Annotated in this window: 13 protein-coding genes and 1 pseudogene; 1 reads left to right on the top strand and 13 read right to left on the bottom strand. The window is 45.7% G+C overall.

Features of this window, described 5'->3' with window-relative positions; all coding sequences use genetic code 11:
* Window positions 1-176: 176 nt before the first annotated feature.
* From CPG39_RS10155 to CPG39_RS10170, 4 genes and pseudogenes are all read right to left on the bottom strand, one after another.
* The gene (locus CPG39_RS10155; protein ID WP_096293254.1) at window positions 177-3,275 is read right to left on the bottom strand and encodes an HsdR family type I site-specific deoxyribonuclease; all 3,099 of its coding nucleotides are present in this window, start codon (window positions 3,273-3,275) and stop codon (window positions 177-179) included.
* 26 nt (window positions 3,276-3,301) lie between these two features.
* Window positions 3,302-4,420: an AAA family ATPase gene (locus tag CPG39_RS10160; protein WP_096293256.1), complete on the bottom strand. Its 1,119-nt coding sequence runs from the start codon at window positions 4,418-4,420 to the stop codon at window positions 3,302-3,304.
* A gap of 1 nt (window position 4,421) precedes the next feature.
* Entirely contained in the window at window positions 4,422-5,558 is a 1,137-nt protein-coding gene (locus CPG39_RS10165; RefSeq protein ID WP_096293258.1) for a restriction endonuclease subunit S, read from the bottom strand.
* Window positions 5,555-7,153: pseudogene (locus tag CPG39_RS10170) on the bottom strand (type I restriction-modification system subunit M). Before CPG39_RS10170 ends, CPG39_RS10165 begins: the two are co-directional and overlap by 4 nt.
* 471 nt (window positions 7,154-7,624) lie before the next feature.
* Here CPG39_RS10170 and mutS point away from each other — a divergent pair.
* Window positions 7,625-10,225 carry a DNA mismatch repair protein MutS gene (gene mutS / locus CPG39_RS10175; RefSeq protein ID WP_096293259.1) on the top strand — a complete coding sequence of 867 codons (2,601 nt, stop codon included), beginning with the start codon at window positions 7,625-7,627 and terminating at the stop codon, window positions 10,223-10,225.
* A gap of 26 nt (window positions 10,226-10,251) precedes the next feature.
* Here the strand turns inward: mutS and CPG39_RS10180 are convergent, their stop codons facing one another.
* The 9 genes from CPG39_RS10180 to uppS form a co-directional block, all read right to left on the bottom strand.
* Window positions 10,252-10,731, bottom strand: a complete 480-nt coding sequence (locus tag CPG39_RS10180; protein ID WP_096293261.1) for an FKBP-type peptidyl-prolyl cis-trans isomerase — start codon at window positions 10,729-10,731, stop codon at window positions 10,252-10,254.
* Window positions 10,732-10,885: 154 nt separating this feature from the next.
* Window positions 10,886-11,458 carry a ribonuclease HII gene (gene rnhB / locus CPG39_RS10185; protein WP_231990280.1) on the bottom strand — a complete coding sequence of 191 codons (573 nt, stop codon included), beginning with the start codon at window positions 11,456-11,458 and terminating at the stop codon, window positions 10,886-10,888.
* Window positions 11,459-11,522: 64 nt separating this feature from the next.
* Window positions 11,523-11,966 (bottom strand): 3-hydroxyacyl-ACP dehydratase FabZ, encoded by a 444-nt coding sequence (gene fabZ, locus CPG39_RS10190; protein ID WP_096293264.1) that lies wholly within the window; start codon window positions 11,964-11,966, stop codon window positions 11,523-11,525.
* Between the two features lie 73 nt (window positions 11,967-12,039).
* Window positions 12,040-12,567, bottom strand: a complete 528-nt coding sequence (locus tag CPG39_RS10195; RefSeq protein ID WP_096293266.1) for an OmpH family outer membrane protein — start codon at window positions 12,565-12,567, stop codon at window positions 12,040-12,042.
* 29 nt (window positions 12,568-12,596) lie between these two features.
* Window positions 12,597-14,909, bottom strand: coding sequence for an outer membrane protein assembly factor BamA (gene bamA, locus CPG39_RS10200; RefSeq protein WP_096293268.1), 2,313 nt, complete (start codon window positions 14,907-14,909; stop codon window positions 12,597-12,599).
* Window positions 14,910-14,912: 3 nt separating this feature from the next.
* The gene (gene rseP / locus CPG39_RS10205; protein WP_096293269.1) at window positions 14,913-16,280 is read right to left on the bottom strand and encodes an RIP metalloprotease RseP; all 1,368 of its coding nucleotides are present in this window, start codon (window positions 16,278-16,280) and stop codon (window positions 14,913-14,915) included.
* Between the two features lie 155 nt (window positions 16,281-16,435).
* A complete protein-coding gene (ispC, locus tag CPG39_RS10210) occupies window positions 16,436-17,623 on the bottom strand; it encodes a 1-deoxy-D-xylulose-5-phosphate reductoisomerase (RefSeq protein WP_096293270.1) in 1,188 nt (395 codons plus the stop codon).
* Window positions 17,620-18,444 carry a phosphatidate cytidylyltransferase gene (locus CPG39_RS10215; RefSeq protein WP_096293272.1) on the bottom strand — a complete coding sequence of 275 codons (825 nt, stop codon included), beginning with the start codon at window positions 18,442-18,444 and terminating at the stop codon, window positions 17,620-17,622. The genes ispC and CPG39_RS10215 overlap by 4 nt, the downstream gene beginning before the upstream one ends.
* Before the next feature lie 11 nt (window positions 18,445-18,455).
* Entirely contained in the window at window positions 18,456-19,214 is a 759-nt protein-coding gene (gene uppS / locus CPG39_RS10220) for a polyprenyl diphosphate synthase (protein WP_013648829.1), read from the bottom strand.

Consider the following 19,214-nt stretch of genomic DNA (forward strand, 5'->3'; position numbering starts at 1 on the left):
TATAATCGACAGAGACAGCAAGAACGATAGGAGTATCTACCACCAGCGCATTTTCGCAGCGATATCATGCCAATCTAGCCGCAGCTTAATCGTATGAACCCCATCCTTGACAGCACACAACAGAGGGTGACCGCACACCCGGTTTGAAGGTATCCCAAATTGATGTAACGCCTCCATTAGATTTGCCCACCCACGCCTTTAAACTTCTCGACAAAAGCAGCGATTTTCTGGAACGCGCTTTGCTTTTTGGTCAGGTACTGCGGATTCAGTGGGCTCATCTTGGGCAGAATGGCATTGAGCTCAGTACCATTGTCACTGGCAAATTCGCGTTTTAGTGAGGTGGCGATATAACGTTTGGCCTCCTCAATATTCAGGCTCTCGCTACTAATCAGTTTTTGTGCCTCTCGTTGTTGTTCCGCTTGTGCAAAAGTGAAGAAAGCATCAATAACACTGGCTTTATCGCCAAGCTTGTCCAAGTCGGTCTGGTTAATAAAATCAACCAGCAAACTCTCTTTGGCGCGGTTACCCAGGCTGGCACGAATCACCCGGCGCACGTCTTCAACCAGTGCTGCTTTATCTTTAATCTTCTTATTATTTTCAAAAATTAGTTCCAGAATATAGTCCAGGTTGATCTCTTGTGACTTCAGCAGATCTACTTCAAAGACCACATCATCCCAATCAATAGTGGATTTTTCTTTTTCAGCGGCAGATTTTTCCCGGCGTAGCCAGTCGCGTATATCGTTATAGGTGGAGCGATAATCTTGAATTTTCCGTTCGGTGGGTATTCTGATGGCTTGCAGTGCGTCCAGGTCCTCATCGTTTAAATAATGCTTGGCCTTAAATGCCTCGACCGCCGCTGGGTCATTTATGTCGACGTTTTGCAAGGCCTTCAGGCTGGCGAATTCATCGTAGTTTTGCAGCACGTTCTCCACGCGCAAATATTCGCCAAATAGTTTCGCAAAGGCCTTTTTGTCCGCCTCTTTTTCAATGGCGCAGGGGTCGGGAAAGCGCTGCTCCAGCTCCCTCACCACTTCCACAAAGCCACGCCGCGCTTCACCGGTCACCACATCGGTGAAGCCTTCCATGTATTCCTTGTAGCTTTTCTCCAGCACCACGTTTTTGGTGTTTTTATCGCCAAACAAGGTAATGGCATCAACGGTAGCTTGTTCCAAATCGCGGAAAGTAACGATGTTGCCAAAGGTTTTGGTAGCATCGAAAATACGGTTGGTGCGCGAATAAGCCTGTAGTAAACCGTGGTAACGCAAGTTTTTATCCACAAACAAGGTATTCAGGGTGGGGGCATCAAATCCGGTTAAGAACATACCCACCACAATCAACAAGTCAATTTCCTGGTTTTTCACCTTGAGCGCAAGATCGCGGTAATAGTTTTGAAATCCGTTACCATCTACACCAAAATTGTTTTTAAACAGCGCGTTATAGTCAGTGATGGCCGCGCTTAAAAACTCTTTGGCGCTGCTGTTCATGGCTAAAACATCAAAGCTTTCATCCTGAATATCGCCGACGGCATCCTGTTCTTCATTGGCTGCAAAGGAGAAGATGGTGGCGACTTTCAGCGGTTTATCGCTGCCTTCTTGTAATTTCTTCAACGACTCGTAATACAGCTTGGCGGCGTCCACATTGCTCACGGCAAACATAGCATTAAAGCCTTTGGCTCCTGCCTGCAAGCGATGGGTTTTTTGCCGGAAGTTATTCAGAATGTACTGTGAAATTTCGCGGATACGGTCGGGGTGCAACAAAGCTTGCTTGTTCTCCGCCGCGCTGAGCTTTTTCTCGTCCTGCTCGGTTTCAATGGCTTTGAACTGCGGGCGCACATCGTTGTAGTCCACCTTGAATTTGAGCACTTTTTCATCGCGAATCGCATCGGTGATCACATACGCATGCAGCTCACGGCCAAACACGCTGGCCGTGGTATCTGCGCCGAGCGCGTTCTGCGGGAAAATCGGTGTGCCGGTAAAACCGAACTGATAGAACTTTTTAAACTTTCTCTTCAGGTTTTTCTGTGCTTCGCCAAACTGACTGCGGTGGCATTCATCAAAAATAAAAACCACTTGCTTATTGTAAATGGGCAAGTCGTTTTCACTTTTCATCAAGTTGTTGAGTTTCTGGATAGTGGTGACGATGATCTTGTTGTCGTCCTTATCCAGGTTGCGCTTGAGTCCGGCGGTGCTGTCCGAGCCATTGACGCTATCCGGCGAAAAGCGCTGATACTCCTTCATGGTCTGGTAATCGAGGTCTTTTCGATCCACCACAAAAAACACTTTGTCGATAAAATCCAGTTCCGTCGCCAAACGTGCCGCTTTAAAACTGGTCAGGGTCTTACCCGAGCCAGTGGTGTGCCAGATATAGCCGCCACTTTCGGGCTTGCTCCAATTTTTGGCTTCATATGAACTGTTGATCTTCCATAAAATGCGCTCAGTGGCAGCAATCTGGTAAGGGCGCATCACCAGCAGCGTGTTGCTGACATCAAACACCGAATAATGCAGCAGCACATTGAGCAACGTGTTTTTCTGAAAGAAGGTGGCAGTAAAGTCTTTTAAATCTTTGATCAGGCTGTTATCCGCCTTTGCCCAATTCATGGTGAAATCGAAGCTGTTTTTGTTGCGCTGGGTGGTGTTAGCAAAATAACGGCTATCGGTGCCGTTGGAAATCACAAACAGCTGTAAATACTTGAACAAGGAATGTTCGCCGTTAAAGCTCTCTTTGCTGTAGCGATGCACTTGATTAAAGGCCTCGCGAATCGCTACGCCGCGCTTTTTCAACTCCACCTGCACCAGTGGCAGGCCGTTGACCAGCACCGTCACGTCGTAGCGGTTAGCGTGCGACCCTGTTTGCTCAAACTGCTTGATCACCTGCACTTTATTGCGAGCAATGTTCTTTTTATCCAGCAAGTAGATGTTCTGGATGCGACCATCGTCAAACACAAAATCATGGATATAGTCGTCGTGAATTTTGCGAGTTTTATCGACGATGCTATCGCTGGGCTTATCCAGCCAGGTCTCCACCAAACGCAGCCACTCACCGCCGGAAAACCGGGTGTTATTCAGCGTTTGCAACTGCTCGCGCACGTTGGCCAGCAGCTTATCGAGCGTGTTTAAACCAGGGACATACTCGTAGCCCTGATTCTGCAAATCCTGAATGAATTCACGTTCCAAATCGTACTCGCTCTGGTAGCTTTCAGCGACTTTCCATTCCTTGGTGTATTTATCCAGAACGATAAAGCTGTTTGATTCGGCAATGGTTTTATATTCTTTCATTTGTTTACCTTCAACAAACTCGCTTATCAACTTGAGCGCGAATCAAAGCGATACATTTCGCTGATTTGTCGAACCAAGTACGCCAAAACTCGTTTGTCATCTTCTGTAAGTTCAGCTACTTCTTCGCCGGCGTGTTTTGAGTGGCTGGAGATATTGATAATTCGAGCCTCATACGGATTTGGCCTCCCATCATCGGTCTTTGGCAACAGATCGCCCCAATTCTGATAGCCGAGAAATGTAGAGGTCTTTTCTAAGATGTTTCTTAGAAAGTTAAAGTGATACTTGCTTACTTGGCCGCTCTCAATGGCCTTTTCGAGCTCTAATTTCAGAAAGAGATGGTATGAAAACGGCGAGTCATCGGACTGGTTAATTAGCTCATAGGTGCCATCATCGAGCTTTTTCATCCGATACTTGCCAGAACTCTTTAGTTCGTTGTGCAAGACGTTGTAAAAAAGCGGGTTGTGGGTGGTGATGATAAATTTGATATCCGATTCATTTGACTTGATAAGTTGGGCCAGATCTACTGCCAACTCAATCAAATGGTTTTCATCCAACGAGCTAACAGGATCATCAATGAAAACGTACTCCAAATTATTAAAAGCATCCGTTGATCGATCGGCAGCTTCAGCAATGTTTAATTCGGAAATCATCTGCTCAATCAGCGAATGAAACACGCTCCAAATGAAATTGCTTTCCTCACCCTTGGAAATCTTAATATTTGCTTCTTGCTCAATATTGCCACGCTCGAATGAAAAGCTGACTGCTGAAAAATCCGAATTAAAACGTGGTGTTAATTTTTCATTGGTGTAATGCTGAAAAATAGCGATAATGTTCTGATCTTGGCCTTGTTCCTCAAGTACCCATCGAGTGAAAACATTTGTATGGATTCTTAATTTTGGTTCGACATCAAGCCGCAAATCGTTATCCCAATAGAACAAATCTTCCGTAAAAGCACTGTAATAAAGGATTTTCTTTTGCGCTAGCTCTGATTGTTGTACATCTTCAGTATCAGTTTTTGGCGCAATTAAATCTTTGAATTCGCGGGATAGTCGAGTTTTACCCGTGCCATTAAAGGCATAGATTAACTGCACTTTTTTTTTGGCGTCTTTCAGCTGCTGCGCTATTTCCGTCAGCGTCTTGCTCATGTTAGGCCGCTACCTCTTCCGGCTTGGGAAAATTCAACAGCAGATCACGGTAATACGCGTATTGCTTTTGGCGCAACTCGATTTCGCGCGGCAAGCCTTCGGTGAGGGAGTTGGTTAAGGTGTCGAATTTGTCGAGGATGGCAACAATGCGAGCTTGTTCGTCTAGCGATGGAATAGGTATGTCATATAACTCAAATTCCTTAACGCGAACATGAGGAACTCCAGCACCTTTCTTCATTGTGTGAATATGTTCCTGTTTGTTTTGAAGAAAGTGGTAAACAAACTTTGACTTTAGAATTTTAGAATCAGGATGAACGCTGAAAGCATCAGTTAGAAATATTGGCTGATTCCAAAAGCTCACATAGCCCGCATAGGCTCCTGATCTGGCGATGACAATAGTTTCGCCTTCCCTATTGCTCTCTCCGTGGAGGTATGTTGGAGTCGGGCCATTTGCAACAACAGGAATATCGCCGACTGTTGTTTGCTTTTGTGTAATTGCCGTGCCTCGACGAAATTCTGCCACCCCGCCCAACATCTTCCACACCACTTTCCCTTCTTCAAAACTCAACAACTGGTCGCGGTAGTAGTTGTATTGTTTTTTGCGGGCGGTCAGTTCGGCGGTCAGTTCGGCGGTCAGCTTGGTAAAGGCGTCCAGTATGCGGACGATTTCGGCCTGGATTTCCAGCGATTTTTTGGGGTTGTCTGGGCAGGGGATGGGGATTTCTAAATTCTCAATTTTGCCAACAGCCAAGCCGGGCTGAGCAGACTGTGAGGCGTACTGATTAAGGTTCATGAGCGTTAGCACATGAAATGCCCAATCAATATCTATGCAATCTTTTGCTGTAACAACAACAGCATGTTCCGTTGCGTAAAACTTCCCTCTTGTTCGCTGTACATTTCCACATAGCGCGCCCTGCCGACCGATGAGTAAATGGGCCCCGTCATGACTGTTTTTTTTAACGAAGCCGCGAATCCCATTCCCCCCAAAACATGGATATACATAATGTTCGTCAGGTTCTTGCATGATATTGCTTGCGGAAATATGCTGACCGGCACGCATATGTAGTACTTCCCCCAGCGCCTTCCACTCCACCACTACCCCATCCAGCAGCTTCGCCATAAAGCTCACGCTGCTCATGCCTCCAACTCCTCGCCTTCAATCTCTGCAACGATGGCGTCAATCTCCGCTCGCAGTTGGTCGATCCGGGCCACGGTGGTTTTCAGCTCGGCATTGAGCTGGGCGATGTCCACCACCTCGCGGGTGTCTTTGGCTTCGACATAGCTGCTCACCGACAGGTTGTAGTCATTGGCGGCGACCTGTTCGAACGGCACGGAGCGCGCAAAGTGCTCCACATTCGCCTTGCTGTCGAACACCGCCATGATCTGTTAGATGTGCGCATCCAGCAGCACGTTGTTATTGGTTCCCTTTTTAAACAGACTGCTGGCGTCAATGAACTGGGTGGTGGTGTCGGTTTTGTGTTTGGACAGCACCAGAATATTCACGCCGATGGTGGTACCAAAAAACAAGTTGGGCGCCAGCGAAATCACGGTTTCGACGTAGTTGCTATCCACCAAATACTGACGGATTTTCTGCTCGACCCCGCCACGGTAAAAAATGCCGGGGAAGCAGACGATGGCGGCGCGGCCTTTGGCCGAGAGGTAGCTGAGCGCATGCAGCACAAAGGCAAAATCGGCTTTAGACTTGGGGGCCAACACGCCCGCCGGGGCAAAGCGCTCGTCGTTGATCAGAGTGGGATCGTCCGCGCCGATCCATTTCACCGAATACGGTGGATTGGAAACGATGGCATCAAAGGGTTTGTCATTGCCAAAATGCGGGTCGATCAGGGTATTGCCCAGTTGGATGTTGAACTTGTCGTAGTTGATGTTGTGCAAGAACATGTTCATCCGCGCCAGGTTGTAGGTGGTGTGATTGATCTCCTGACCAAAAAAACCGTCTTCAATGATGTGCGCGTCGAAGTGCTTTTTGGCTTGCAGCAACAACGAACCGGAACCACAGGCCGGGTCATACATCTTGTTGACGCTGGTTTGCTTGTGCATGGCCAGTTGGGCTATTAGCTTGGACACGTATGGCGGGGTGAAAAACTCGCCACCGGATTTACCGGCATTGGCGGCATAGTTGGAGATCAGAAACTCGTAGGCATCGCCAAACAGGTCGATGTGACTGTTGTTAAAATCACCAAAACCCAGCCCGGCCACGCCTTTGAGCACGGCAGCCAAACGGGTGTTTTTGTCTTTTACCGTATTGCCGAGGCGGTTGCTGGTGGTATCGAAATCGGCAAACAGGCCTTTGATGTCGCCTTCTGAGGGGTAGCCATTGGCGGAGCTTTCGATGGCGGCAAAAATGCTGGCTAAGTCAGTATTCAGGCTGCCGTTGGTATTGGCGGCAGCGGTGATGTTGGCAAACAACTGGCTAGGGTAGATGAAGTAGCCCTTGGTTTTGATGGCATCAGCTTTGATATCCGGGGTGATGACATTGTCCGGCAACTTTGCGTAGTCGATACTGTCGTCACCGCCTTCGATGTAGCTGGCGAAGTTTTCGCTGATAAAACGATAGAACAGTGTGCCCAAGACATATTGCTTGAAATCCCATCCATCGACTGCGCCACGAACATCATTGGCGATTTGCCAGATCTGGCGTTGCAAGGCTGCGCGCTGTTGAGTGCTTGTCATGGTGAAATTCCTTGCTGATACTGGTTTAAAATTGCCCCTCATTACGGTTGAAATTTGACCAGGGGGAAGCAGAGCGCAGGATACTACGCATCTGTGGGTAAGTCGACCGGACTGAGTTGGTATTTTGCCACCTGTTGATGGTATCGGTACAAGCGTGAATCACTACAAGTTGCCCCGATTTTTCTCTGGCACATATTTTTCTTTTTCCCTTGCTGTAATCCGACCTTTGCAGTTAACGCACCTGATAAAATGTGGATCAGTGACATCATCACTTACATCCCTACGGATAAAGATTGATTGTATTTGGCTGGCGTAAAGGATCTGTTTAATGGAGAACTGGTAGGCTAGGCCATGAATGAGTGAATGACTGTTGGCACCAAATGAAACTTGACACTAGAAGCCTAGTTGTACCGATTGAAAACTGATCAGGTAATTGACGTATCTTGCCTAAATTTTAGGCGGGAGAATTTAAGAGGTGATTTCTTTTATGCAGCATAGCCTTAAATTTAACCGATGAAGCCCCCTAAAGAGCAGCATACGCCGATGATGCAACAATACTTGCGCATTAAGGCACAGTATCCGGATATGTTGATGTTTTATCGCATGGGGGATTTTTATGAGTTATTTTTTGATGATGCCGAGAAAGCTGCAAAATTGCTTGGGATTACATTAACCCGACGCGGGGCTTCTGCAGGTGAGCCCATCAAGATGGCGGGGGTGCCCTATCATGCAGCCGAGCAATATCTGGCTAAGCTGGTCAAGGCTGGCGAGTCCATTGCGATTTGTGAGCAGGTAGGTGATCCGGCTACCAGTAAAGGACCGGTAGCTCGCGAGGTTGTCCGCATCCTCACACCCGGAACATTAACGGATGCAGCATTACTGGAGGATAAGCGCAATTGTATTTTGCTGTCATTATGGATACATGAGTCGATTCTGGGGCTGGCATGGTTGAATCTGGCTGCGGGCCAATTACGGATCATGGAGACATCGCCGCAAAATATGCTGAGCGAATTGGAGCGCTTGCAACCGGCAGAAATACTTATACCTGAAGCGCTTACGTTAGATGAGTTGCAAGGAAAGAATTGGGTTATAAAGCGATTACCGGCGTGGCAGTTTGATCGTGATAATGCGGTCAGCAATCTGAAACGACAATTTGCAACGCATGATCTTTGCGGATTTGGCTGCGAGGATTTGTCTACAGCTCTGTGCGCGGTGAGCGCGTTATTGGAATATGTGCGTTTAACGCAAGGGACGGCTGCACTTCATATCACATCATTACAAGCTGAGCGGGAAAGTGTTTATGTCCGCATGGATGCCGCAACACGCCGCAATCTCGAAATTTCTGAAACCATCCGGGGGGAAAGATCGCCCACGCTATTGTCCTTGCTGGATACCTGCTCAACCAATATGGGTAGCCGTTTATTGCAATTCTGGCTACATCATCCCTTACGCGATCGGAGCGAAATTCAAAAACGGCTGGATAGTATTACCGCCTTGATCGGAGAAAATGGATCAAATAGCTATGTGGCGGTGCGCAATCTTTTACGGCAGATTGTGGATATTGAGCGGATTACGGCGCGTATTGCACTTAAATCAGTTCGTCCGAGGGATTTATCGGGTTTACGCGACAGCTTGAAACTATTTCCTGCAATTATCACAGCGATTGCGCAGTGCCACAGTGAGAGAATTGATCGATTGATTCAGGCGCTGCAAGTTGAGCCTGCTCTGGGTGAGCTATTGAATAAAGCCTTGCTGGAAGAGCCCGGCGTAGTGTTGCGCGAGGGTAATGTGATTGCCGATGGTTATGATATTGAATTGGATGAATTGCGGGCATTGCAAAACAATTGCGGAGAATTCTTGTTACAGCTGGAAATTCGTGAAAAGGAACGTACCGGTATTCCCAATCTGAAAGTCGAATATAACCGCGTGCACGGTTTCTATATCGAAGTCACGCATGCGCATAGCGAGAAAATTCCTGCGGATTATCGGCGCAGACAAACTCTAAAAAGTGCTGAACGTTATATTACGCCTGAACTGAAAGCTTTCGAAGACAAGGCATTATCGGCGCAGGATCGGGCGCTGGCGCGAGAAAAATATTTATACGATGAATTAATTGAGACACTGATACAGCATGTTCCTGCATTACAGGAAATGGCGCTCAGCGTTGCCGAGATCGATGTGCTGTGCACATTGGCAGAGCGTGCGCAAGTGCTTGACTACACCGCGCCCTATTTATCCAATGAAGATATTGTCAGCATCGAAACCGGTCGACATCCGGTGGTAGAAAGCCAGGTTGAGAATTTTGTCGCTAACGATGTTCAGCTAGGTACCCAGCAAACGGGAACACAGCAAATGCTTCTGATTACCGGACCCAACATGGGGGGGAAATCTACCTACATGCGACAAATAGCATTGATTAGCTTGCTTGTGCATTGCGGGTGTTATGTTCCGGCTAAAAAGGCGTGCATTGGCATACTTGACCAAATCTTTACCCGTATCGGTGCCGCTGACGATCTTGCCAGCGGTCGTTCCACGTTCATGGTGGAAATGACGGAAACAGCCAATATACTCCATAACGCAACAGCACAGAGCCTGGTGCTGATGGATGAAGTTGGCCGAGGTACATCGACTTTTGATGGTTTGGCGCTAGCATTTGCCATTGCCCGGCATTTACTGACAAAAAACCGCAGTCTTACTTTATTTGCTACGCATTACTTCGAACTGACAAAACTTGCAGAAGAGTTTAAGCAAGTCAAGAACGTTCATCTGGATGCGGTGGAATATAAACAACATATTGTGTTTCTGCATAAAGTTACCGAGGGGCCAGCAAGTCAGAGCTATGGTTTGCAAGTCGCGGCATTGGCAGGGGTTCCCGAATCAGCGATTAGAGTAGCAAGAAAATACCTGATTAATCTCGAGCAGGAAAGTATCCATAGGGAGCCGCAATTGGACTTATTCGCTTTTTCGGTTGCGGAGCCGGAAGAGATTGTTATGCAAGAACACCCCGTAATTCCAATGCTTCGAAATCTTTCGCCTGATGAGCTCAGTCCCAGGCAGGCATTGGAGCAGATTTATTTACTCAAAAAAATGACAGATAGCGAACATGGCAGCTGAATTTTTATCCAACCGGGTGCTTCTTGTTAATGCTCGTGACCATGTGCGCCATGCACATGTTGATGAGAAATTTCTTCTGCTGTGGCTGGGCGGACATCGGTTATCGTGCATGCGAAATTTAGTTTCATACCTGCGAAAGGATGATTACCGTCAACAATTACACTATCATCCGTGACATCAGTGACTTTATAGACGATAAAGTCGTCCGAATCTTCAGCGCCACCTTCAAAATGCATACCAACGGTCACATTAGCAGGAAAAGAATCGCGCGGCTCAACACGAACCAGTTCCGCATCATACTCACCAAAAGTGTCCTCCGGCTCCATGGTGATGGAGCATGAATGGCCCATTTCCATTTCGTGTAATGCTTCTTCTACCAAGGGAAAAATCCCTCCGTAGCCGCCATGCAAATAACTAATGGGGGTATCTGTTTTTTCCAGAATTTCTCCTGAAGTATCCGACAATTCATAGTTAAGAGAAACGACAGTATCTTTTTTCACTCGCATAATAAATTTCCTTGTTTAGTTTAATTAAAAGCTCAAATGCTTATAACAACCAAAGCAATCATGCATTCCCAGCATTGATTGAACAGTCGGCATTATACGCACAAAGTTATTATTTTCCTTGATCCATAATCACCTTAGTAAAACAATTGATGATTCAATCTTCATTTTGCTTGAATTGTAATGTCCTGACAGGCGCAAAACTTTGCCGGTGAATTGCGCAAGCCCCATACCGTTGTAGCGCAGCTAAATGCACTTTGGTTGGATATCCTTTATGTTTATCGAATCCATATCCGGGAAAATGCCTATGCAATCTTTGCATTTCAGCATCACGCGCAGTCTTGGCCAGTATCGAAGCGGCTGAGATCTCGGGGATTAGGCTATCACCGCGAACGATTGTCCGCATTGGACAGCGCAAATGCGGACTTTGATTACCATCGACCAGTACAATATCGGGCGTAAAAGGCAGGCTTTCGACAGCGCGCTTCATGGCCAGCAAACTTGCCTGAAGGATATTCAGCCGATCAATTTCCTGTACCGAGGCATAGGAAATTGACCATGCTTTAGCCAGTTTTTTGATTGTGACTGCCAGTGCGTTTCGCTTTGTTTCGCTCAGTTTCTTGGAATCAGCCAATCCATCTATTGTGAAGGTCTTATTCAAAACAACACAAGCCGCATAGACCGGTCCAGCCAGTGGGCCCCTGCCAGCTTCATCGACCCCGCAAATCAATTCGATAGTTGACGTTTCAATACTTGAACACTCCTGATGTTGGCGGTTATTTCAATGGCAGAGGTTATACATTCCGGGAAGTACACATAAGCTGCGCCTCGGTAACAAGCTGGCCATCCACTTCAGCACGTGCCGAATACTTCCATAACCCTTTGATTTGTCGTTGAATTGAAACTTTTAAAATTAACTGATCGCCAGCCATGACGGGTTTCTTGAAACGAACACCATCGATACCTACAAAGTAATAAACCGTATCTTCCTTATTCGTTGTATTTTCCGTTCTAAGGGTCAGAATAGCGGCTGCCTGAGCGAGTGCCTCAACAATCAAAACCCCCGGCATCACTGGATGATGTGGGAAATGCCCGGAAAAGAAAGGCTCGTTGATAGAAACATTTTTTAACGCGACGATATCTTTACCCGCTTCATATGAAATTACCCGGTCTACTAGCAAAAGCGGATAACGATGCGGAAGATATTTTAAGATTTCGTGAATATTCATGTTACTCATTGTGTGATTTCCCTGTTGGGTTTGGTCCTCGGTTCAATGCTACTGGATTATTGGCGTGTGCTGGAAGCGGTACTTACTCGTTATTGAGTGCTTGAATGACTTTGTCGGTAATGTCGATGCGTTGACTTCTGTAAACAGAGTCTTGTAATTGCAGAATCAGATCATAATTTTCTTCTTCGGCGATTTTACTGATAGCACGGTTGGTGCGCTCTAGAATCATACTGTATTCTTCATTCTGGCGTACGCTCAGATCTTCACGCATTTGCTTTTGGGCGCGTTGGTACTCACGACTTAAATTGGCAAGATTCCTTTCCAAATTGCGCCGCTCAGATTCTTCCATGTTAATACTTTCTTTTTCCAGCTTGTCTTGCAGTGTTTTGGCCTTAATCACCATTTTTTTGATAGCTTCATCACGTGGAACAAATTCCTGTTCGATTTTTTTTTGAGCCTGTATGGCTGGTATGGATTCACGCAGAATTTGTTCGGTGTTGACTACGCCAATTTTAATATCACTGGCGGCAGCTCCTGAATTACAAGTGATGGTTAAGACGAATAAAACCATCATCGTATTGAACCAGCAGCGATAGAGTCGTTTGTGCATTATCACCTGAAGCAAATACCCGGCAGAAATTAAAATTGTTGACCGAACATGAATTGGAATCTTTGCAGGTTGTCAGCCGGTATATCGTTCAATGGTTCTGCTACACTAACTTTCAGTGGCCCCATGGGGGATACCCAGGTTAGCGCAATACCGGCTGAGTAACGCATGAAATTATTCAGCTCACTGAAATGGTTAAATGTTGTACCACCATCAGTAAACAAACTAAAACGTAATGATCGGTCATCGCGCAAGAATGGGACAGGAAACATCAGTTCAATATTTCCAACCACACGCCTGCTAGCACCTACCGCCAGCAATCTGCGATTAGTCGTGGAGACGTTACCGGGGAGTAATGTGTCATCACGGGGGCCCAAAGAATTCAGATCATAACCTCTGACCGAGTTATTACCCCCGGCAAAAAAGTTTTTGAAAAAAGGCAGGCTTTTCCCTGCGTAACCATCACCATAGCCAAATTCGGTATTGATCAGAAGCGTAAAGAAATCGGTGATCGGAAAATACCATTTCTGGTTGTAACTGATCTTGTAATAATCTAAATCCCCACCCGGCACGCTGACTTCACCAAATAACCGATGCGTTGTTCCTGAGGTTGGCCAAATGGCGCTATCACGGCGGTCGCGTGCCCAGCTTAGGGTTGCTGGGAAATTATTGGTGGATGTGCCAAATTCATTGACAAAATCCTTATAACGCTGGGGACTGCTATCAAATATACCGATTGAAGTATTTTCCGCAGCCAAGCCAAGGGAAACGATATCATTTTCCGCAATCGGTATTCCAAATCTAAAACCGGCCCCTAAGGTATCTGTTTTAAAGGCGGCAAACGATGTTAATGCCTTCGTATCCAGAACACGCTTGTAAGCATCCACACCAAAACTTAAGCCATCCACTGTGGCATAAGGATTGGTAAAGGATGCGGAGTAGGTTTCGTTAATGGCGCCGCGGTTGGCATCAAGACTAAAAAAATTGCCCGTGCCAAAAATATTATTCTGAGAAATTGAAGCATTTAGAATGATCCCCTGACGATCAGAGTAGCCCGCGCCAAACATGATAGATCCGGTTGGTCGTTCTTCAACTCTGACTTTGATGTCCACCTGGTCGGTTTTATTGGGTACTGCTGGCGTTTCTACATTGACACTGTTGAAAAATCCTAAACGATCAACCCGGACTTTAGAGAGATTAATTTGACTGGTGGAATGCCAGGCGCCTTCCATTTGGCGGAATTCGCGGCGTATGACTTCGTCGCGGGTGCGATCGTTACCTTCAATATCAATACGGCGTACGTATACCCGCCTTCCCGGATCAATAAAAAAGGTAAACGCCGCTTGGCGGTTTTCATAATCTATTTCAGGTGAAGCATTAACATTAGCAAAAGCATATCCGTCATCGCCTAATCGGTCAGTAATTAATTTGATGGATTCGGTTAGTTTCTCACGTGCAAAAACATCCCCATTTTTTAGCAATATCAGTTTGTGAACTTCTTCCTCGGGTATGATGGTTTCTCCTGCTACCTTGATATCGGAAACTGAATATTGAGCGCCTTCGGTCACGTTAATGGTGATATAGATATCGCGTAAATCAGGCGTTATAGAAACTTGAGTGGATTCAATATTGAATTCCAGATAACCACGATCAAGATAATATGAGCGCAGTGTCTCAAGGTCAGCGGAGAGCTTTTGCTTCGAATATTGATCGTTTTTAGTGAACCAGCTGAGCAGGTCGGGTCTTCTAAGTACCAGTATGCTGCGCAGTTCTTTGTCAGGAAATTTTTCGTTACCGACAAAACTTATTCTTTTTATTCGGGCAGTGCGGCCTTCATTAATATCAAAATTTATTCCGACACGATTACGTTCCAGTGGCGTTGAAGTCGTTGTGATTTTGACGGCATATTTGCCACGGCTGATATATTGTCGTTTTAATTCCAGCTCGGCTCGTTCCAGAAGCGAGCGACTGAAAATTCGGGATTCTGATATGCCCGCCTGTTTTAGGCCTTCAAGTAGTTTATCTTTCTCAAATTCTTTGGCACCATTGATGCTGATCTGTGCAATCGCAGGGCGTTCAATAACTTCTACAATCAGAATGTTATTTTCATTCTTTAATTTTACATCTTTAAAAAATCCGGTTGCATAGAGTGCCTTAATCGCCTCTGTGGCTTTTTCTGCATCCAGTACTTCACCAACTTTAATGGGTAGATAGCTAAATACAGTGCCTGCCTCTGTACGCTGAATGCCTTCAACACGAATATCTTTAACAATAAAAGACTCGTTTGCCCAAGATGAAAATGTGTAAAAAAAGGCGATTAATGCAACGAAACACTGGAATTTCATTATTTAACCAGTAATAAGCCGACTAATGTCATTGTAGATGGCAAACGTCATAAGTGTAAACAGCATAACCAAACCAATTTTCTGGCCCATAATGATTGCCTTATCCGAGAGGGGGCTGCCTTTGACCATCTCAATAAGATAATACATGAGATGCCCGCCATCGAGTATCGGGATTGGCAGTAAATTCAACACGCCGATACTAACACTGATCAATGCGAGAAAAGCGAGATAAGATGTTAATCCCATTTGTGCCGATTGGCCGGCATAATCAGCAATAGAGATCGGCCCGCTGACATTTTTCCATGATACATCGCCGGTAATCATTTTAGACAGCATTTGCAGTGTCAGTATGGTTGTTTCCCAAGTTTTCTCAGCAGCTTTTTGCAATGCCTTGCCAGGTGAATAACTGACAGTAACCAATAATTCTTCAAATTTCGCCTGATCAACGATGGGTGCAACCCCTATTTTGCCTACTTGCTTACCATTCTCTAGAGTTATTTCAGGGGTAACCTTCAACATAATCAGTTGATCGTTGCGCAAAATATCCAGCTCTACCGAATTTCCGGGATTTGTGCGTATTTCTTGCACGAAATCCATCCAGGTATGAATCTCGGTATCATTGATCGCAATAATTTCATCGCCAACTAGTATACCGGCATGATAACCCACGCCGTCAGAGATGACTTGTCCAATAACAGGCTTTACGATCGGTTGATAGCCGCTGAAGCCTATAATTCCGGGGAAATTCTCATTGAGTTTATCAGGATCGATCTGACTTAAATCCAATTTCCGCAAATTGATTTCGCCATTGCTATTGATGGTTTGCACTTTCACATTGGCCGACTGATTCACGGCATATCGCAACAAAGCCCAACGAGCATCCTGCCAACTGGCAACCGGCTCATTTTCGATGCTGACAATGGTTTCACCCATTGTAAATTCTGCCTGAGCAGCTGGCGTAGCGGGCTCGATCGGACCCAGCACGGGCTTCATGCCGGTGACTCCTAGAATAAAGATTAACCAATAAAGAACAATGGCGAGCAAGAAATTCGCAATGGGGCCGGCGGCAACGATAGCAAAGCGACGAGCTACCGGTTGTCGGTTAAAGGCGCGAGGTAAGTCTTCAGAAGCCACTTTGCCTTCATTCTCATCCAGCATCTTGACATAACCACCTAATGGAATCGCAGCAATGACCCATTCGGTCTGGTCTTTCCCCCAACGCCTGCGAAAAATGGGTTGACCAAAGCCGATGCAAAATCGTAATACTTTTACGCGATTCCATCGTGCCACCAAATAATGGCCGAATTCGTGAAAAGTTATCAATGTGCCCAAGGCAATAATGAAAGAAATAATTGTATAAGTTATTGACATATCTATTTATTGCGCTTAGAACAAGTGTGTGTTAATTTTAACTTCACAACATTTTTATTTTATGTTACAAAAAAATGGATGAAGGGATACTAACATTAATTAAGAAAATTGAATCCGGTCATTTGCCAACAATTCTCTTTCTTAGTCAGCGTGCTTTATTGTAAGTTTGCCAGCCATTCGTGTGATTTGGCACGAGCCAGTTTGTCGGTTCTCAAAACATCCTCCAGCGTCATCATTTCTTCTTGTTGTATTGTCTCCATAACATGCTTAATCATGGCGGGGATCGCTGTAAATGCCATACGTTTTTGAAGAAAAGATTCTACTGCTATCTCATTCGCAGCATTCAACACTGCCGGCATATTCCCACCGGCACGCAGTGCTTGATAGGCTAGGTCCAAGCATGGAAATCTTTCGAGATCAGGCGCTTCAAAATCAAGATGAGCCACTTTAAACATGTCCAAAGCCGATACGCCACTTTCTATTCGCTCGGGATAGCCCATTGCATGGGCGATAGGTGTTCGCATATCCGGGTTGCCAAGTTGGGCGATGACCGAGCCGTCAACATACGCAACCATAGAGTGAATCACGCTCTGGGGGTGAATGACTACTTGAATTTTATCCGGAGGCGCCTCAAACAACCAGTGCGCTTCAATGACTTCTAATCCTTTATTCATCATGGTGGCGGAATCTACGGAAATTTTTTGCCCCATATCCCAATTGGGATGAGCACAGGCTTGTTCCGGAGTCACAGTTTTCAGGGAATCTAAAGATGCGCATCGGAATGGTCCTCCCGAGGCTGTGAGTAGTATGCGACTGATACCGGCTGCGACCAAATCGCCATTGAAATGATGGGGTAGTGATTGATAGATTGCGTTATGTTCGCTATCAATGGGCAGTAATGTGGCGTGGTGCTGCTTTACCAAATCTGTGAATATACGGCCGGCCATTACCAGGGTTTCTTTATTGGCTAACAATACCAGTTTGCCTGCTTGTGCTGCCGCAAATGTGGGGCGAATGCCAGCAGCGCCTACAATAGCCGCCATCACTGTATCTACTTCCGGGAGTGAAGCCACCTTTTCCAGGGATTCGATTCCTGATAAAACCTCCGTCTTGATATTTGCTGTTTTAATTGCACGAGCAAGCTGCTCGGAGCTTTGCTGATCCAACATAACTGCAAACCTTGGTTGAAAACGTTGGCATTGCGACAACATTTTTTCGACATTATTGTGCGCTGTTAATGCAAAAGCTTGAAAACGATCAGGGTGGCGTGCGATAACATCCAATGTGCTTACCCCGATACTGCCGGTGGATCCGAGTATAGTAATTTGACGGGTGTTTTTCATGATGCAGGTGCATAAAAAATTAGTAAGGCCAGAATGGCAAATGGCAATGATGAAATTAACGCATCAATTCGATCTAAAATACCACCATGACCTGGCAAAATACTTCCACTATCTTTCATACCGGCATGACGCTTCATAAGTGATTCGTATAAATCCCCGACAATGCCTAATATGGCCATCAGTAAAAGCAGTGGTACTAACAATGTTGCTAAAGGTTCTTCGATAAACCAGAAATCCCAGACTAGCGCGTAAATTAATACTGCAATTAAAGCGCCCGCGACCCCTTCCCAAGTTTTATTCGGACTAATCTGTTCCGCAAGCTTATGTTTGCCGAATGATTTTCCGGTGAAATAAGCTGCTGTGTCGGAAATCCAGATTGTTGCCATAAGTCCTAATAAAAGAATAGGACTGATAGCACGTAGCTGATAAAGCGCAAGGCAGGTTGGTAACAACAATATCCAACCGATTAGCATTAAGATTAAGGGACTTTTTATCGTGTACACTTGCTTCAGATACAGCGGTACACCAATGGTCCAGAAAGTCACTGATAGGCCATACGCCCAGATCAAATCAGCAGAATATACATTAGCTTTTATCGATTCACTCATTTGAAACAACAATTCCCCTCCTGCAAGAGTAGTCAGGAGCATAAATATTATTGTATTTTTCACAGAGAATCCGGCTAATCGGCTCCATTCGCGAGATCCGATAATCGAAAGGGCAAGTAGCACGATAGCCCAAAATATATCCTGCAATAAAAATAATGCTGATAAGAATAAAGGGAGTATAACGGCAGCAGTGAGGACGCGGGTCTTAAGCATGAAAAGTGATTTTATCCTGCTACTTGAATCTGTTCACTGGTGCAACCAAACCGGCGTTCACGTTGTTGATAAGATTGAATCGCTCGTTCAAGTTCATGCTCATCGAAATCAGGCCACAATGTATCGGTAAAATACAATTCAGTATAAGCAAGTTGCCATAATAAAAAATTACTGATGCGATATTCTCCACCCGTCCGGATAAACAGATCCGGCTCAGGTGCATAGCTCAGCGCAAGATATTGCGCTAGATTTTCCTCTTCAAAATTCAAGGGTAGTTCTTCGGTAGATTGCATCATCATTTTACGCATGGCTTGCATGATATCCCAGCGTCCACCGTAGTTGGCAGCTATAGTGAAGGTAAGACGGTTATTTTCTGCGGTTAGCTGTTCGCCAATACGGATGAATTCAGTTATCTTGGGTTCGAATTTTGATAGATCACCAATAACTTTAAAGCAAATACCATTCTCGTGCAGTCGGGTGATCTCCTGTTCCAACGCGCCAAGGAAAAGCTGCATTAAAGAGGTTACTTCATCTGCCGGGCGCCGCCAATTTTCGCTGCTGAAAGCAAACAGAGTGAGATATGGAATATTACGTTCTATGCAAGCTTTGATAACGCCACGAACTGTTTCAACACCTTGCTTATGTCCCGCGATCCGAGGCATATAACGAGTTTTAGCCCAACGGCCATTACCATCCATAATGATAGCAATATGTTTTGGTATTGAGCCAGTTTCAGGTATTTCTCTAGTTGAGCTTGGACCTTGAGGCAT

Source organism: Nitrosomonas ureae, assembly GCF_900206265.1.
In the GTDB taxonomy this organism is placed as follows: domain Bacteria; phylum Pseudomonadota; class Gammaproteobacteria; order Burkholderiales; family Nitrosomonadaceae; genus Nitrosomonas; species Nitrosomonas ureae_C.